Source organism: Rhodococcus sp. 1168 (genome assembly GCF_002091955.1).
GTDB lineage: Bacteria > Actinomycetota > Actinomycetes > Mycobacteriales > Mycobacteriaceae > Rhodococcoides.
In genome coordinates, this window is record NZ_MKKY01000091.1 from 152,436 (window position 1) to 168,382 (window position 15,947).

The window sequence follows — 15,947 nt, forward strand, 5'->3', positions numbered from 1 at the left end:
AGCGATCGTCAGGTCCGGAGCGAGCCGTCGCGCGCCATGCGTGAAGTCAACAATTTTTAGTTGTTGCCCTTGGCGTATGACTGGCTGTATCCGGAGGACTTGCCCTCTTGGTTGAAGCTGTCCTTGCCATTGTCCACAGGCAGGGCCGAGGAGCGATTCTCCAGCTCTTCGAGCTGCGATTCCAGGTACGACTTGAGACGGACCCGGTACTCGCGCTCGAACGTCTTGAGCTGCTCGATACGTCCTTCCAGGACAGATCGCTGCTCATTGATCGTCGCCATGATCTCGGTGTGCTTGCGTTCGGCATCGGCCTGCAGTGCGTCGGCCTTCTCCTTTGCCTGCCTGAGCTGTGTCTCCGACCGTGTCTGCGCATCCGACAACAGCGACTCGGACTTCTGACGAGCGTCCGTGACCATTGCCTCCGAACGCGTACGCGCATCGGTGACGAGGCGCTCGGCGTTGGTCCGCGCGTTGCCGAGCAACTGCTCCGACTCGGTTTTCGCATCACTCGTCAGGCGATCTGCCATTTCCTGAGCGAGGCCCAGGATCTTGGCCGCCTGCATGTTGGAATCGGCGCTTTGCGACACGACAGGAGCCGGAGCTGGGGCCACCACAGGTGCAGGCTTGGGTGGCTCGACCGGGCGTTGCGGCTCCGGAGGTCGCTGCGGCTCTGGCACCTTCTGCTGAACGGGTGCAGATTGGCCGGAGCCGGACTGGCGCGCGGAACTCTTGGAGTCGGAGAGCTCCTGATCGAGCTCGCCCACTCGCTGGCGCAGATCAGCATTCTCTTCGATCAATCGCGACAGCTCTTGCTCGACGAGATCGAGGAATGCATCTACCTCGTCTTCGTTGTAGCCGCGCTTTCCGATCGGCGGCTTACTGAACGCGACATTGTGCACATCAGCTGGAGTCAGCGGCATGGAAGGATCCCTTCACGCGTCTTGAGGCGGTAGAGCAAGCATTCAGTTATATCCCATTCCATACGGTCCGGAACAATCAAACTGTAACTGGCGTCCATTCTGTCACATCGGTCGCGCTGGTCGCCCGCGTCCCCGAAGTCTTGTACCAATGTATCGAACCCTACGATCCCAGCCCTCTCACGACAGTCATCAGGATGAATACCCCGAAGAGCAGCACCATGATCGACAAGTCGAGTCGAACTCCGCCGAGATTCACCGGCGGTATCAGTCTGCGAAGCAGCTTGACCGGCGGGTCGGTCACCGTAAAAATCGCTTCCAGCAATATCACCACAATTCCAGTGGGACGCCAGTCGCGGGCGAACGTTCTGATGAATTCGACGATGATGCGGCCGATGAGAAGCAGCCAGAACATGAAAAGAACGAAATAGAGAACCGCAAACAAGGCCACGTCTCATACTGTGCCCGAAAAAAGCGGCTCGATCAAAGCGACCAGGTCAGAGACCCCCGACGCTCGATCGAGCCGCGGACTTATCGCACAACTCGTCCGACTCATTGCTGACTGTAGAAGCCGGTTTCGGCGATCCGGCGACGCTCCTGAGGAGATACGTCGACATCAGCAGGCGAGAGAAGAAACACCTTTGTCGCGACCTTGTCGAAGGAACCGCGCAGTGCGAACGCCAGTCCCGCTGCGAAGTCCACCAACCGCTTCGCATCGGCATTGCTCATCTCGACGAGATCCATGATGACGGGAGTGCCGTCGCGAAAGCGCTCACCGATGGTGCGCGCCTCGCTGTAGTCGCGTGGCTGCAACGTGGTGATCTTGGACAAGGGGCCTCCGTCGTCGACGATCGGGCTCCGACGAGTCTCGGCACGAACATCCATCCTGGTATCGACGGCGAGGTTTCCCCGAGTCGCCGACGTCCGCGCACCACCACCTGATGCGCCCCGTGAACTTCTGCCCCCGATCGGTGCCAAAGTCGGAGCCTGGCGCGGCGCCTCGAAGTCGTCGTAGTCTTCGGCGTCGTCCAGAGTGGAATGCGTCGACCGACGAGACGTGAAGCTGGGGCCGCCGAATTCACGGTCACCACGCTCATCGGCTTCGGCGTATGGGTCGCGCCCTCGCGAAGCCCGATGCATATCAGGTTCGTCGAGGTAGTCGTCTTCGTAGTCCGCGAGTGGAACCATGCCGAAGTACGCCTTGAACTTGTGCAGGGTGCTCATCGATCCTTGCCTTCCTTCAAAACTGGCCATTCGGGCTTCACTCCCGGGCGGGTGTTCAGCGTGTCGTCTCCAGGTTCACATTGGGTCAGTTGTGACTGATGTGATTCGTGGACTCTACTGGCGAGGTTATCGGCCGCGAACCGAGTATTGCGGTACCGACACGCACGCACGTCGATCCGTGTCGCACAGCCGCTTCCAGGTCGCCGGTCATGCCCGCAGACAGTTCGACAGCGTCTGGATGATCGACGAGGACACGCCGGTGCAGATCGGCGAGATCGGCGAAGGATCTATCGGGGTCGGCTTCGATCGGCGGGACCGCCATCAAACCCGCAAGCGAGAGATCCTCGGACGATGCAACGAGGTCGACGAGGTCGTCCAGTTGATCACGTTCGATACCAGCCCGATGAACGTCTCCGTCGAGACTCACCTGAATGAGCACCCTGAGTCGGGTGGACCGCTCGCCCTCCCCCAGCGCTCGATGCACAGCGTTCTGAAGCGCCTGAATTAACCGCGCACTGTCCACCGAATGGATCGAATAGGCCCACTTCGCGACCGACTTCGCCTTGTTTCTCTGCAGATGCCCGATCATGTGCCATTTCGCGGGAGAGTCGGCGAAGTGCTCCGCCGTTTCCTGCGCCTTGACCGTTGCTTCCTGCTCCCGCGACTCACCGAACTCACGGCAGCCCAGTCGATAGAGAATTGCGACGTCGCTCGAGGGGAAGAACTTGGTCACCGGAAGCAGGGTCACGTCCTTTTCGGCGCGGCCGGCGGAGACACACGCCGCCCGCAGCCGATCACGCACCGACGACAGTGCGTTCTCTATCTCTACGGCTCTGTCACTTGCGATATTCATAGCACCAGTCAAGCAGGCTCGGTATCCATCCAGATCACGCTGGCAAACCTGCCGGTCGGCGCTTCTCGCCGATGACTGAACAGGGTTCTGTCCTCGATGGTGCACCGAGGGTCGACCATCACCGCCGTTACACCGGAATCCTCGAGTTGCCTACGAATTCCGGCCCGGATATCGAGGCCTGGCGTATTACGAACCGTTGTGGTTGCACTGCCAGGTAGATGTCGCTCGACATCGGCCCGCATATGCGCAGGTACTTCGTACTGGCGGCCACCTGCTGCCGGACCCAGAAAAGCACCCACACGTGCCAGGTCCGCCCCTAGCGACACCATCGCCTCGAGCACCTTGGGCACGATGCCGATGCGGGCACCTACGCGCCCTGCATGGACCGCGGCGATCACCCCCGCCTCGTCGTCGGACAACAGAAGCGGAACGCAATCTGCAGTCAGGACCACCAGGCCGAGTCTGCGAACGGTCGTCACGAGCGCGTCGGTGACCGGCACGGGCTCGGAGACCGGACCGTCCACCACCGTGACGGTCCTACCATGAACCTGCTCCATCCACACCAAGCGGTCGACACCCAGGCCCAGTTCCCGGCCGAGTCGTTCACGGTTTGCCGAAACGGCAGCCGTAGCATCGCCCACATGGTCGCCGAGGTTGAAAGTGTCGAACGGCGGGGCCGACACCCCACCTGCTCTGGTGGTGGTAACCCTGCGGACTCTGCCGTTCAGCGCGACATTCCTCTCGGTCGGTGCGATCCCTCTCGGGATGCTCGGATCAACGACGCATGAACGACGGTACGTCTACCTCGTCTTCGCCCTCTTCTTCGGACACGGGGACACGTCGCCCAGTCCCCGGCACGCTGTTCGGCGAGGCATTGCGTGATTCCGTATTCGGCAGCGGCGGAAGGCTACTTCCACTCGGAGCGCCCGCGGAATCACGAAAGACTCCGGCCGAACTGGTCGAATCCGAAGGCCTCGAGGAGGACACTTCGCCGGATCGAGCCGAGCCGACGGTTCCGCGCGTATTTGCGGGCGCAGCTTCCACGGGTCGACGAGTCGGCGTGCCACCGTCGAAACCAGCGGCGATCACGGTGACTCGCACCTCGTCACCAAGCGAGTCGTCGATGACTGTGCCGAAGATGATGTTGGCGTCGATGTGAGCGGCTTCCTGTACCAGCGACGCAGCCTCGTTGATCTCGAACAGGCCCAGGTCGGACCCGCCGGCGATCGAAAGCAGTACGCCTCGGGCGCCTTCCATCGACGCTTCGAGCAACGGCGAGTTGATGGCAGATTCCGCCGCCTTGATAGCCCGGCCCTCACCACGCGAGGATCCGATTCCCATCAGCGCACTACCGGCGCCGGACATCACACCCTTCACATCTGCAAAGTCGACGTTGATCAACCCTGGAGTCGTGATGAGGTCGGTGATTCCCTGGACGCCGTTGAGCAGTACTTCGTCCGCACTTCGGAATGCGTCCATCAAACTGACGGCCGCATCCCCCAACTGCAGTAGACGATCATTGGGGATCACTATCAGCGTGTCGCAGGATTCACGAAGCTGCTGAATTCCGGTATCGGCCTGGCCGCCGCGACGCTTGCCCTCGAACGAGAACGGTCGCGTGACGACTCCGACAGTCAGAGCGCCGAGTTTGCGAGCGATATTGGCGACGACGGGCGCGCCACCGGTACCGGTGCCACCGCCTTCACCTGCGGTGACGAAAACCATGTCGGCCCCCTTGAGGACCTCTTCGATCTCGTCTTTGTGATCGTCTGCCGCGCGGCGACCCACTTCGGGGTCCGCTCCGGCACCGAGTCCGCGAGTCAGCTCGCGACCTACATCGAGTTTGACGTCGGCGTCGCTCATGAGAAGTGCTTGAGCATCGGTGTTGACCGCGATGAACTCGACTCCCTTGAGTCCTTGTTCGATCATTCGGTTGACCGCGTTAACGCCGCCGCCGCCGATGCCGACGACCTTGATTACGGCGAGGTAGTTGTGCGGGGGCGTCATGGGCTCTCGCCTTCCGTGGTTGTTGTCTGGACTGCCGGGTACAGGAAAGTCTCAACCTGAACCATAGGCTTAGAGTTATGTCAAGTACTCGACTTGATGAACGCTATTGATCGGTGCAACCTTCTGCCATTAGGCGCGCCGGGCACCGCGAAAAGAATTTGCATCAGACCGTACCTGTCGGTCACTCGAACAGCTACTTGATGGTGGGCAGATCAGGGCTCGATACATCCAAAACCTGTCCAGGCTGAGACAACAATGTAAGCGCCACAGCAGATTTGCGCTCCGAATTGTCACTACTGCCCCACACGAGCGTCCTCCCGTCCAACAACGAGAGGGACACCTCCGATATCGAGGACGCGCGAACCTCACCGACTTGACTACGCAGAGCGTCGGGCATCGAATCCAGCACGGCCAGTCCGCTTGTCGTAGCCGCGTCCCCTGGACCGGGTTCATCGGTCACCAACCGCACGACTCCCGGCGGGGGCGGACCGACCGCAAAGTCGACGCCATCCTTGTCCAACAGGTGAGTTCCATCGGATTCATCCACGAACACCATAGGAACGCGTTCGGTCACCGTCACCCGCACGGTCGACGGATACTTCCGTTGAACGCGCACCGACGCCACTGCCGGGATCGCCGCGACACGCTGCGCAGCTGATCCAACATCGACTTGAACGAGCTTCTCCCCCAGCAGGATGTCGAGGTCGTCGACGATCTCTGGCTCGGACACCGTCACATTTCCGGTGATCTCGATCTTGCGGACCGACAACACCGGGGTGAGGTAAACCATGGCAAATCCCGCCACGATCACAGCCACCACCACCGCCGAGATCAGTCCGAACTTGCGACGCGACCGCGAGAGTCGGAGACGTTCCGCTTCTCGAGCCTCACGCCTGCGCTCGCGATCCTTCGCCTCGTGCGATGCCGCCGCCGAAGTCACACCAGCTGTAGACCTTCCGGTGGATTCGGCATTTTTCGGTGTCACCACGGACTTCGGTCTTGCCTTGGACGTGCGATCAGGCTTGGTACTCCGGCGCCGACTCCCCCGCTCGGGCCGCCCGGTCACTCCGATGCCCGACCTTGCCCGATCCTGAAGTCGGTTTTCGACCGCAACGCATCGAGAATGGGTCCGGCCAACATTGTGACATCGCCTGCGCCCATGGTGATGACCACGTCTCCGGGGGCGGTCAGCGCGGCAACCTGCTTGGCCACCAAAGATAGATCCGGCTGATAGTTGACCGGAACGGTCACCGCCGCTGCCACCAGAGCACCCGTAACCCCGGGGAGCGGTTCTTCGCGTGCGCCGTACACATCGAGTACGACCACCTCGTCGGCATGGCTCAACGCCGTACCGAACTCGGAAGCGAAAGTTTCGGTCCGCGAATACAGGTGCGGTTGGAAGACCACGATCACCCGTCCACGCTCGTCTGGGCCTGCGACTCCAGCGACGAGTTGCTGTGCCGCAGTCAGCACCGCACGAACCTCCGTCGGGTGGTGCGCATAGTCGTCGAAGACGCGAACACCGTGTTCGCGCCCACGGAGCTGGAACCGGCGATGAACGCCACCGAAACCGGCGAGACCGGCCAGTAGTTCGTCGACCCCGGCCCCTACCTGACACCCTGCGCTGAACGCGGCAAGAGCATTGAGCGCTGTGTGACGTCCGGGAACCCCCAGTCGCAACGTCCGCGGTTTCAGCTCACCCTCGACCAACAATTGGGCCACACCCCCGACGTCCTCGGGTTCCCAACTCAGAAGCCGGACCGCCATCTCGACCTCGCCCGTATCGACGTTCGCCGATCCATAACCGAGCACCCGAACCCCTGGCAGTGCGCGTGCATGGATTCGCTGAGCGAGTGCGGCGGACCCCGGGTCGTCCATGCAGGCGACCAACACACCGCCTGGCTCGAGCAAGGCCGCGAAATCGTCGAAGACCTGCACGTAGGCCTCGGTCGTGCCGAAGTAGTCGAGATGATCGGCCTCGATATTGGTGACGATCACGACGTTCGGGCTGTACTGCAGCAGGGACCCGTCGCTCTCATCGGCTTCCGCTACGAATACGTCGCCACTGCCGTGGTGCGCATTGGTGCCGGACTCGTTGAGCTCACCACCGACGGCGAAGGAGGGGTCGAATCCGCAGTGCTGCAACGCAACCACGAGCATCGACGTCGTAGAGGTCTTTCCATGGGTCCCGGACACCAGCAGGGCGCGATACCCGTCCATCAACGAGGACAACACGGCAGGCCGCAGCACGATCGGGATACCACGTTCCTCGGCAGCGACGAGTTCGGGATTGTCTTTCGGAATCGCGGCGAGCGTCGTGACGACGACGGTGGGTCCACCCGGCAGCATGTCCAAAGCGGAACTGTCGTGCCCGACTCGGACTTGGGCACCACGTGCCCGAAGCGCAAGAACACCGCGGCTCTCCTTGGCATCCGACCCGGAGACCTGGCCACCGCGAGCCAGCAGAATACGTGCAATGCCCGACATACCGGCACCGCCGATGCCGACCATGTGCACTCTCGCGAGCTCGGCTGGAAGCTCGGACATGTCCATCCTTTCACCCGTCACGACAGTGACGCTTCGTTTGGTCGAGCCGAGGCGACGTCTACCACGATCTCCGCAACCGTAGCTGCAGCGTCACGGTGACCCGCACTCCCCGCTGCGATGGACATAGCAGCGATTCGCTCGGTATCGGTGATCAAATCGACGATCGTGCTACCGACGTAGGCCGCGTCGATCTGCGCGTCCTGCACCAGTATCCCGCCGCCCGCATTCACGACGGGTCGAGCGTTCAACTCTTGCTCGCCGTTGCCGTGCGGCAACGGAACATACACAGCGGGCAGCCCCGTCGCCGACACCTCGGCAACGGTCATGGCGCCGGAGCGGCACATCGCCAGATCCGCGGCTGCGTAGGCCAGATCCATGCGGGTGAGGTACGGAACAGCGATGTACGCAGTCTTTGCGCCTTCGATCGGTTCGACGTCGACTGTGTTTTTCGGGCCGTGTGCGTGCAGGACCGAGACCCCCGCGGCGGCGAGTTCGGCTGCGGCTCCCGACACCGCTTCGTTCAGCGAGCGTGCGCCTTGCGATCCGCCGAACACCAGCAGCACGGGGCCGTCCCCGGGCAACCCGAAATGGGCTCGCGCTTCTGCACGACGAGAAGCTCGGTCCAGCCCGGTGATCGTAGGTCGAACAGGTATTCCCACTATCTCGGCATCCTGCGCACCGCGAGCGGATACACCCGATCCCGGCACTGCCGCCAGCACGCGAGTAGCCAGACGGGCGCCGACCTTGTTGGCGATCCCTGCGCTGGCGTTGGCCTCGTGCAGAACAATCGGTATGCGTCGACTGCCGCGCGCGCACCTCGCCGCGATGTATGCGGGGAGAGCGACGTATCCGCCGAATCCCACAAGCACGTCAGCTTCGGTCTCGGAGAACACTTTTTTGGTCCTACGGACCGAGCGAACGAGTTTTCCTGGCAATCGCAGCAAGTCGAGGGTTGGTTTGCGCGGCAACGGAACAGGAGGAATCAGCGCGAGCGGATATCCGCGCGCCGGCACGAGGGTGGTCTCGAGGCCTCGTTCGGTTCCGAGCGCGGTGATCGAAATCTCGGGATCGAGCGCGCGTAGTGCGTCGGCGACGGCAAGGGCAGGCTCGATGTGCCCTGCAGTTCCTCCGCCCGCTACGACGACGGACAGTGCTTTGGTGACCGGCGGTCGAGTTCGTGCTTTCACCGTCGATATCCTTGCCCATCGGGGTGGTTGCGTCGCGCGCCGGGTTGCCTCGGCACCCGACGGCGTGGATCGGACCGCTGCTCACCTGGGGCTTGACGACGTGCTCGATTCGGTGCGCCGCCTACCTGTGCGTGTTCACGCGCGGCCGAACGACCGCTCTCTGCACGTGCCGCAAGCCGGCGACGGGCCTCCTGGTCGAGGGCAGGCCTGGTCGATTTGGATCGAGCGGCGGCGGCGCGCAGAGGCGAGAACGATGCGGGCATCGGGAGCCGAAGTACTCGATCGAGACGACTGTCTCTGCCTGCGTGCAGTGCCGCGATCGCCTCCGGCTCATGTCTCGCAGCGTTGGCGATAATTCCGAACATGAGCAGCGTGATCGCGGTCGATGATCCACCGTACGAGACCAGCGGCAGCTGCAGACCCGTCACCGGAAGCAACCCGACGACATAGCAGATATTGATCATCGCCTGGGCGAAGATCCAGGTCGTCGAACCGGCGGCGAGTAGACGAAGAAACGGGTCGACCGATCGCATGGCGATGCGGAGGCCGGTGTACACGAAGAGGGCGAAAAGACCCAACACTGCCAGGCACCCGATGAAGCCGAGTTCCTCGCCGATGATCGCGAAGATGAAGTCGTTGTGCGCGTTGGGAAGGTAGCTCCACTTGGCGCGGCTCTGACCGAGTCCGACGCCGAAGGGTCCGCCGTCGGCCAGGGAGTATCTCGCTTGCTTGGACTGATATCCCAGACCCTGCGGATCGTCCCCCGGGTTGAGCCAACCTTTGATTCGGTTCGAGCGATAGCCCGCAGTGAATGCCAGTACGGTTGCGGCGCCGATTCCGCCGACGACCAGAATTCCGAACAAGCGAGCATTGAGCCCGGCGAACCATAGAAGCGAGACGAGGATGATGCCGATGGCGATGGCCGTACTCAAGTTAGGCTGCAGCACTACCAGCGCGCACATCAGCAACGATGCAGGTACCAACGGGATAAGGAGTGACTTCAAGCTGGCGTGCTCGCTTCGCCGCGAGGCCAACAGATGAGCACCCCACAAGACGAGTGTGACCTTGGCGAGTTCGGACGGCTGGAACGAGATACCGGCGACGTTGAACCATCGACGCGCACCGTCCGCGCCCTCGGACCCCACACCCGGAATCAAGACGAGCATCAGCATGACCACCGAGATGCAGAACAGTGGAAACGACAGCTTTCGAAGCATCCGAACCGACATACGCAGCGCAATGTAGAACGCTACGACGCCGAGGGCGACGCCGATCAGCTGCTGAGTGAAGAGGGAGTAGGCGGAGCCGTCCGTCGCATAGGCCTCGGCAGCCGAAGAGGACAGGACCATGACCAGCCCGAGGATGGTGAGTAGCGCAGCGATGGTGACAATCAAATGGAACGACGCGAGCGGTCGGCGCATCCACAAGCCGATCCTGGTCCGCGGTCCGATCGTGGACTGACCAGAGTCGGGCCGGGATCGGCCGGAAGCGGTACTCACGACATCGGCCCAATGGCGTGACCGATATTTGCGGAGTCGAGATCGACTACGGCCTCGGCAAAGCTGCGACCGCGATGCCCATAGTCGACGAACATGTCGAGAGACGCCGCTGCCGGGGCAAGCAATACGGCGTCGCCGGGCCGCGCTCGACGTGCTGCCTCCTGGACGACCGCCCGCATCACTACGTCAGCATCTTCAGCAACATGAGTCACATCAGCATCGTCTCCCGCCGGATACCGCACAACGGGAACATCCGGCGCGTGTCGCGCCACCGCCTCTGCGATCTGCATCCCATCGCGGCCGATGACAAGTGCGGCGACGAGACGCGGGGCAATTTCGACGACGAGCTCGTCGATGGCAGCGCCCTTCAGCAGCCCCCCTGCGATCCATACGACGCGGGGATACGCGAGGAGCGACGACCGCGCAGCATGCGGGTTCGTGGCCTTCGAGTCATCGACGAACGTCACTTCGTTCGTGATGCGAACCACGGCGCCTCGATGGGGCCCGACCTGATAAGTACGGATACCTTCGGCCACATGGTCCGCATCGACGCCGATCGAGCGAGCCAGAGCAGACGCCGCAAGTGCGTTCATCCACCCGGCGGGACCGGCGGGTACTACCGCCGTCACCGGCACGATCTGCTCGCGATCTGCGAACGCGTTGTCCACCAGATGGTCACCGATGATGCCGAATTCGCCGGCCGCAGGCTCGGACAGTCGGAATCCGATCACTCGGCCGGCCGTCGACGTCGCCGAGAGCACGGCGGCGCGGGCATCGTCGAGACCGACCACAGCGATCTCACCGTTCAGCGCGCGGGCCTTGGACTCGACATAACCATTCATGCCGCCGTGCCAATCGAGATGGTCTTCGGCAATATTGAGCACAGCACCCGCGGCGGGACGCACCGATGGCGCCCAGAACAACTGGAAAGACGACAGTTCGACGGCCAACACCTGAGGATGCGGCGAGAGTCGAAGGGCATCGAGGATCGGCAGGCCGATGTTCCCGCACGCGACGCTGTCGATCCCTGCGGACTTCAATATCGAGGCCAGCATCGACGTCGTCGTAGTTTTTCCGTTGGTACCGGTGACGACCAACCACCTCGTCGGCGGGCCGTAGAGTCCGGCACGATCGATCCGCCACGACAACTCGACATCACCCCAGATGGGAACACCGCGGCTCGCGGCCGCCGCCAAAACCAGCGAATCAGCTCGCAAACCAGGGCTCGTCACGACCAGCGCGATTGCACCGATTCGATCGGAGTCGGCAAGTAGCTCGTCCTGCAACACCACGCCCGCCCCGAGTGCGCGGGCGTTGTCCAGCGCTCCCGGATCCGAGTCGGTGACCAGAACCTCCGCGCCCAACTCGAGAAGCGGCGCCACCGTCGCCAAGCCGGACACACGAGAGCCGGCGACAAGGACGGTCCGTCCGCGTAGCCACGTCAGATCTTCGTCGTATCCGGTCGCGTCGGCAGTCTCGGACACGTGTATCTACCCTCCGATTGCAGCGAGATATTCGCTGTAGAACAGCGCAAGCCCGACGGCCGACGCGATGGCGGCCAGAAGCCAGAATCTGATGATTACCGTGGTTTCCGCCCACCCGGCAAGCTCGAAGTGATGATGGAACGGGGCCATTCGGAATACTCGTCGTCGACTGGAGCGGAAGACCGCAACCTGAATCACGACTGACGCTGCTTCGGCAACGAACAGTGCAGCGATGACCACCATGATCAGCTCGGTTCGCGTCACGATGGACAATCCGGCAAGCAGACCGCCCAGCGCCAAGGATCCGGTGTCCCCCATGAATATCTTTGCGGGCGCGGCATTCCACCATAGGAATCCGATACATGCACCCGCCGCGGCCGCACAGATGAGGGCGAGGTCGAGCGGATCGCGAACGTCGTAGCATCCTGGCCCGGGGTTCGTGGAACACGCCATGCGGTATTGCCAGAACGTGATGACCGTGTAAGCGCCGAGTACCAATGTCATCGAGCCCGCCGCCAGCCCGTCGAGACCATCGGTGAGATTGACGGCATTGGACCAGGCCGTCACCAAGAAGTAACACCACACGATGAAAACGATCGAACCCATGCTGACGGTGGCGATGTCGCGCACATAGGACAGTTGGGTACTTCCGGGGGTAAGCCCGTTCGGCCCTCGGAACTGCAGGGCAAGCACGCCGAAGATTACAGCGGCGAAAAGTTGCCCCACCAGCTTGGCGGTCTTGTTCAGGCCAAGATTTCTCTGCTTACGAATCTTGATGAAATCGTCGAGGAAACCCACCAGGCCCAGCACCGTGGTCAAGCCCAGAACCAGAAGGGCCGAAGCCGACGGTCCATCCGCTTCGTAACCGATACCGATGAGATGCGAACCCCAGTACCCGGCCCACAGCCCGGCGAGGATCGCAACACCGCCCATGGTGGGAGTCCCGCGTTTGGACTGATGACTTGCGGGCCCCTCGACCCGAATCTCCTGCCCGAATCCTTGCTTCGAAAACGCCTTGATCAGCACAGGCGTGAGCAGGATCGCCACAGCGAGTGCAATGCCTCCGGCGAAGAGGATCTGTCTCACTGCGATTCCTCCGGTGTCATCGTCTCGTTCTCTCCATCTACCTCGTTCGGGGCTTCCATCAACGCATCGGCCACCGACCACAACGCCACCGACTGCGAAGCCTTCACCAGGACGATGTCACCGGGCAGCACCTCGCGTCGCAAAACCGCTATCGCCTCTGCATCGTCGGACACGAGCATCGACTCCTCGCCCCACGACCCCTCCATCACCGCACCCTGGTGGAGCGCTCGTGTCGGACGACCGGAGTCGACGATCACCAAACGACTCACATCGAGTCGCACGGCCAGCCTTCCGATCGCGTCGTGCTCGATGACTGATTCTGGACCCAGTTCGCCCATTTCACCCAATACGGCCCACGTCCGCCGACGCGGCCCGCTGCCCGAGCGTGACATCGAAACCAATGCTTTGAGCGCAGCGCGCATCGAATCGGGATTGGCGTTGTACGAATCGTTGACGACGGTCACCCCGTCAGGACGGGTACGAACATCCATCCGACGAACCGAGGTGGCATTGGAACCGGCAAGCGCGGTCGCGATCATCTCGAGGCTCGCGCCGCATTCGATGGCCACCGCGGCCGCTGCCAGTGCGTTGCCTACCTGATGTTCACCGTGGACGGCGAGAGCGATGCCGATGCTCCCGGCAGAGGTGACGAGTGTGAAGCTCGCACGCGCGTCGGCGTCGAGCTCGACGTCCGTTGCTCGAACATCGGCTTCCACGGAATGCCCCACAGTGACCACTCGAGCCGACGTCCGTGACCGCATCGACAACACCAGCGGATCGTCCGCGTTGAGAATCGCCACTCCGCCGTCCGCGGCATTCGGAAGCGCTTCGATCAATTCACCCTTGGCCAGCGCGATCTTTTCTCTCGAGCCGAACTCGCCGAGGTGAGCCGTTCCGACGTTCAGGACGACGCCGATTCGCGGAGGCGCGATAGCGGCCAGAGCGGCAACGTGACCCACACCTCGCGCCGACAACTCGAGAACCAAGAACTTCGTGGTTTCGTCGGCCCGAAGGGCCGTCCATGGATGGCCGAGTTCGTTGTTGAACGACCCGGGCGGCGCAACAACCGAACCCAGCGGTGCCAGTACCGAGGCGAGCAGATCCTTCGTCGATGTCTTTCCCGAGGATCCGGTCACGCCGACAACCGTCAGAGACGTCGTATTCGCCAGGTCGACGACAGAGGCACGAGCCAATGCAGCCAACGCGCCGAGAACCGCGGCTCCTGATCCGTCGCGATCATGCTCGAGAGCCATAGCTCGACCGTCATGCGGGACGGGCTCGACGACGATGGCGGGCACCCCGACGGGACGGGCAGCCAAGACTGCCACGGCACCGGCGGCCACTGCTGCGGCTGCGTGGTCGTGCCCATCGACCTTTGCTCCCGGCAACGCCAAGAACAGACCTCCCGCGGCTACCTTGCGGGAATCGAACTCGACCGACCCGTCGACTGTCCGCGACGGGTCCGGTACGTCGTGCAGAGTCCCGCCGACGATATTCGCGATCTGGTCGAGCGTCAATGCTTTCACGATGGATCTCCTGCTTGTGCGTCGATCCTGCTGTCGATGGCGGCCGCGAGAACCACCCGATCATCGAATGGATACTTCACACCCGCGATGTCCTGTCCGGTTTCGTGACCCTTTCCTGCGACCAGAACGACGTCGCCCGCACGGGCCCACTCGACAGCCTCGGTGATGGCGAATTCTCGGCCGGCCACATTTCGGACCTCACCGCGCGCCTGCGGGTCGACGGCCAACGCGCCGTCGTACATCGCGTCACGGATCGCCGACGGGTCCTCCGAGCGCGGATTGTCATCGGTGATCACCAGCAGGTCGGCCCCGCGCGCTCCGGCGGCACCCATCAACGGTCGCTTCGCTTTGTCTCGATCACCGCCTGCACCGAGGACCACTGCAATCCGCCCCGAGGTCTGTTCTCGCAAAGTCTCGATGACTGCTTCCACTGCGGCAGGCTTGTGTGCGTAGTCGACCACTGCCAAAAAGTCTTGGCCGCGAACAATGCGTTGCACCCGGCCCGGGACGTCGACCTCGGACATACCGCGAATCGCGCGGCGGACGTCCACCCCTGCCGCCGAACATGCTGCAGCGGCGAGTACCGCATTGGCAACGTTGTATCGGCCGGGTAGCCGAATCTCGGCGGGGTACCTCGCACCGCCCGGTTCGACGATCGAAAAAGTCTGCGTACCGTTGGCTTGCTTCGACCAGTCCGCGATCGTCCAATCGGAGTGCGCAGCGACCGAGGCGGTCGCGACACTCGTTCCTGCCGCACGAGCTATGTCGGCCATCCGCTTTCCCCAATCGTCGTCGATACACACGACGGCCGAGCGGCTTCGGACACGCGACTCAGCGGTGAACAGTCGACTCTTCGCCTGAAAGTAGTCCTCCAGGGAACCGTGAAAGTCCAGGTGATCTTGTGACAAGTTGGTGAAAGCGCCGACAGAGAACACCGTGCCGTCGACGCGGCCCAGCGCCAACGCATGACTGGACACCTCCATGACCACCGTATCGATGCCGCGCTCGAGCATCACCGCAAACAACGCGTGCAATTGAGGTGCTTCCGGAGTCGTGAGGGCACTTGGCACCCGGGAACCAGCGATCTTCGTCTCGATTGTCCCGATCAACCCCGTCACTCTGCCTGCAGCGACCAAGGCCGCCTCGAGGAGATACGCCGTCGTCGTCTTTCCGGACGTGCCGGTAATGCCGATGACGGTCATATTCTCGGAAGGATTGCCGAATACCAGTGCCGAGACGGTACCGAGAATCATCCTCGGGCTCTCGTGAAGCAAGACCGGCACCGGCAACTGTGGATACTTGCCACGCACGATGCCCATGCCCTCGGAATCGGTCAGGATAGCGACGGCACCCCGGTCCAGCGCATCCTCCACGAACCCCGCACCATGGGTGGACGATCCAGGGAGCGCCGCGAAAAGGTCGCCGCGCTCGATGCCCTGGGCACGCAGATCGATGCCGGTGACGGGAATCCGCTGCGTCCCCTCATCGTCCACGACCACTGCGTTCGACGCGTCGGCAAGCACCTCGACCGATGTGTGGGGGGGCTTCGACGGGCGAAACGCCGCCGGAGCGGGCTGAGGCACTTTTGGCACAGTCACTGTGCTCCTTTCTGCCCGG

At 62.7% G+C, this 15,947-nt stretch carries 14 protein-coding genes; all 14 read right to left on the minus strand.

Annotated elements, in window-relative coordinates:
* Window positions 1–56: 56 nt before the first annotated feature.
* Window positions 57–920, minus strand: a complete 864-nt coding sequence (locus BJI47_RS21465) for a DivIVA domain-containing protein (RefSeq protein WP_088945612.1) — start codon at window positions 918–920, stop codon at window positions 57–59.
* A 160-nt stretch (window positions 921–1,080) separates the two neighbouring features.
* A complete protein-coding gene (locus tag BJI47_RS21470; protein ID WP_084346610.1) occupies window positions 1,081–1,368 on the minus strand; it encodes a YggT family protein in 288 nt (95 codons plus the stop codon).
* Between the two features lie 101 nt (window positions 1,369–1,469).
* A complete protein-coding gene (locus tag BJI47_RS21475) occupies window positions 1,470–2,141 on the minus strand; it encodes a cell division protein SepF (RefSeq protein WP_088945613.1) in 672 nt (223 codons plus the stop codon).
* 85 nt (window positions 2,142–2,226) lie between these two features.
* Window positions 2,227–2,994 (minus strand): YggS family pyridoxal phosphate-dependent enzyme, encoded by a 768-nt coding sequence (locus BJI47_RS21480; RefSeq protein WP_088945614.1) that lies wholly within the window; start codon window positions 2,992–2,994, stop codon window positions 2,227–2,229.
* Window positions 2,995–3,002: 8 nt separating this feature from the next.
* Window positions 3,003–3,722, minus strand: coding sequence for a peptidoglycan editing factor PgeF (gene pgeF, locus BJI47_RS21485; RefSeq protein ID WP_217808579.1), 720 nt, complete (start codon window positions 3,720–3,722; stop codon window positions 3,003–3,005).
* 46 nt (window positions 3,723–3,768) lie between these two features.
* On the minus strand, window positions 3,769–5,001 hold the full coding sequence (gene ftsZ / locus BJI47_RS21490) for a cell division protein FtsZ (RefSeq protein ID WP_088945616.1): 1,233 nt from the start codon (window positions 4,999–5,001) through the stop codon (window positions 3,769–3,771).
* Between the two features lie 193 nt (window positions 5,002–5,194).
* Entirely contained in the window at window positions 5,195–5,941 is a 747-nt protein-coding gene (locus BJI47_RS21495) for a cell division protein FtsQ/DivIB (RefSeq protein ID WP_254900733.1), read from the minus strand.
* 122 nt (window positions 5,942–6,063) lie between these two features.
* The gene (gene murC, locus BJI47_RS21500) at window positions 6,064–7,548 is read right to left on the minus strand and encodes a UDP-N-acetylmuramate--L-alanine ligase (RefSeq protein WP_088945888.1); all 1,485 of its coding nucleotides are present in this window, start codon (window positions 7,546–7,548) and stop codon (window positions 6,064–6,066) included.
* A 17-nt stretch (window positions 7,549–7,565) separates the two neighbouring features.
* Window positions 7,566–8,735: an undecaprenyldiphospho-muramoylpentapeptide beta-N-acetylglucosaminyltransferase gene (gene murG / locus BJI47_RS21505; protein ID WP_254900734.1), complete on the minus strand. Its 1,170-nt coding sequence runs from the start codon at window positions 8,733–8,735 to the stop codon at window positions 7,566–7,568.
* On the minus strand, window positions 8,732–10,156 hold the full coding sequence (gene ftsW / locus BJI47_RS21510; RefSeq protein WP_088945891.1) for a putative lipid II flippase FtsW: 1,425 nt from the start codon (window positions 10,154–10,156) through the stop codon (window positions 8,732–8,734). The genes murG and ftsW overlap by 4 nt, the downstream gene beginning before the upstream one ends.
* 74 nt (window positions 10,157–10,230) lie before the next feature.
* The gene (murD, locus tag BJI47_RS21515; RefSeq protein WP_088945617.1) at window positions 10,231–11,718 is read right to left on the minus strand and encodes a UDP-N-acetylmuramoyl-L-alanine--D-glutamate ligase; all 1,488 of its coding nucleotides are present in this window, start codon (window positions 11,716–11,718) and stop codon (window positions 10,231–10,233) included.
* Between the two features lie 6 nt (window positions 11,719–11,724).
* The gene (mraY, locus tag BJI47_RS21520; RefSeq protein WP_088945618.1) at window positions 11,725–12,804 is read right to left on the minus strand and encodes a phospho-N-acetylmuramoyl-pentapeptide-transferase; all 1,080 of its coding nucleotides are present in this window, start codon (window positions 12,802–12,804) and stop codon (window positions 11,725–11,727) included.
* A complete protein-coding gene (gene murF, locus BJI47_RS21525) occupies window positions 12,801–14,330 on the minus strand; it encodes a UDP-N-acetylmuramoyl-tripeptide--D-alanyl-D-alanine ligase (RefSeq protein ID WP_088945619.1) in 1,530 nt (509 codons plus the stop codon). The genes mraY and murF overlap by 4 nt, the downstream gene beginning before the upstream one ends.
* Window positions 14,327–15,928: a UDP-N-acetylmuramoyl-L-alanyl-D-glutamate--2,6-diaminopimelate ligase gene (locus BJI47_RS21530; protein ID WP_088945620.1), complete on the minus strand. Its 1,602-nt coding sequence runs from the start codon at window positions 15,926–15,928 to the stop codon at window positions 14,327–14,329. Before BJI47_RS21530 ends, murF begins: the two co-directional genes overlap by 4 nt.
* Window positions 15,929–15,947: the final 19 nt, after the last annotated feature.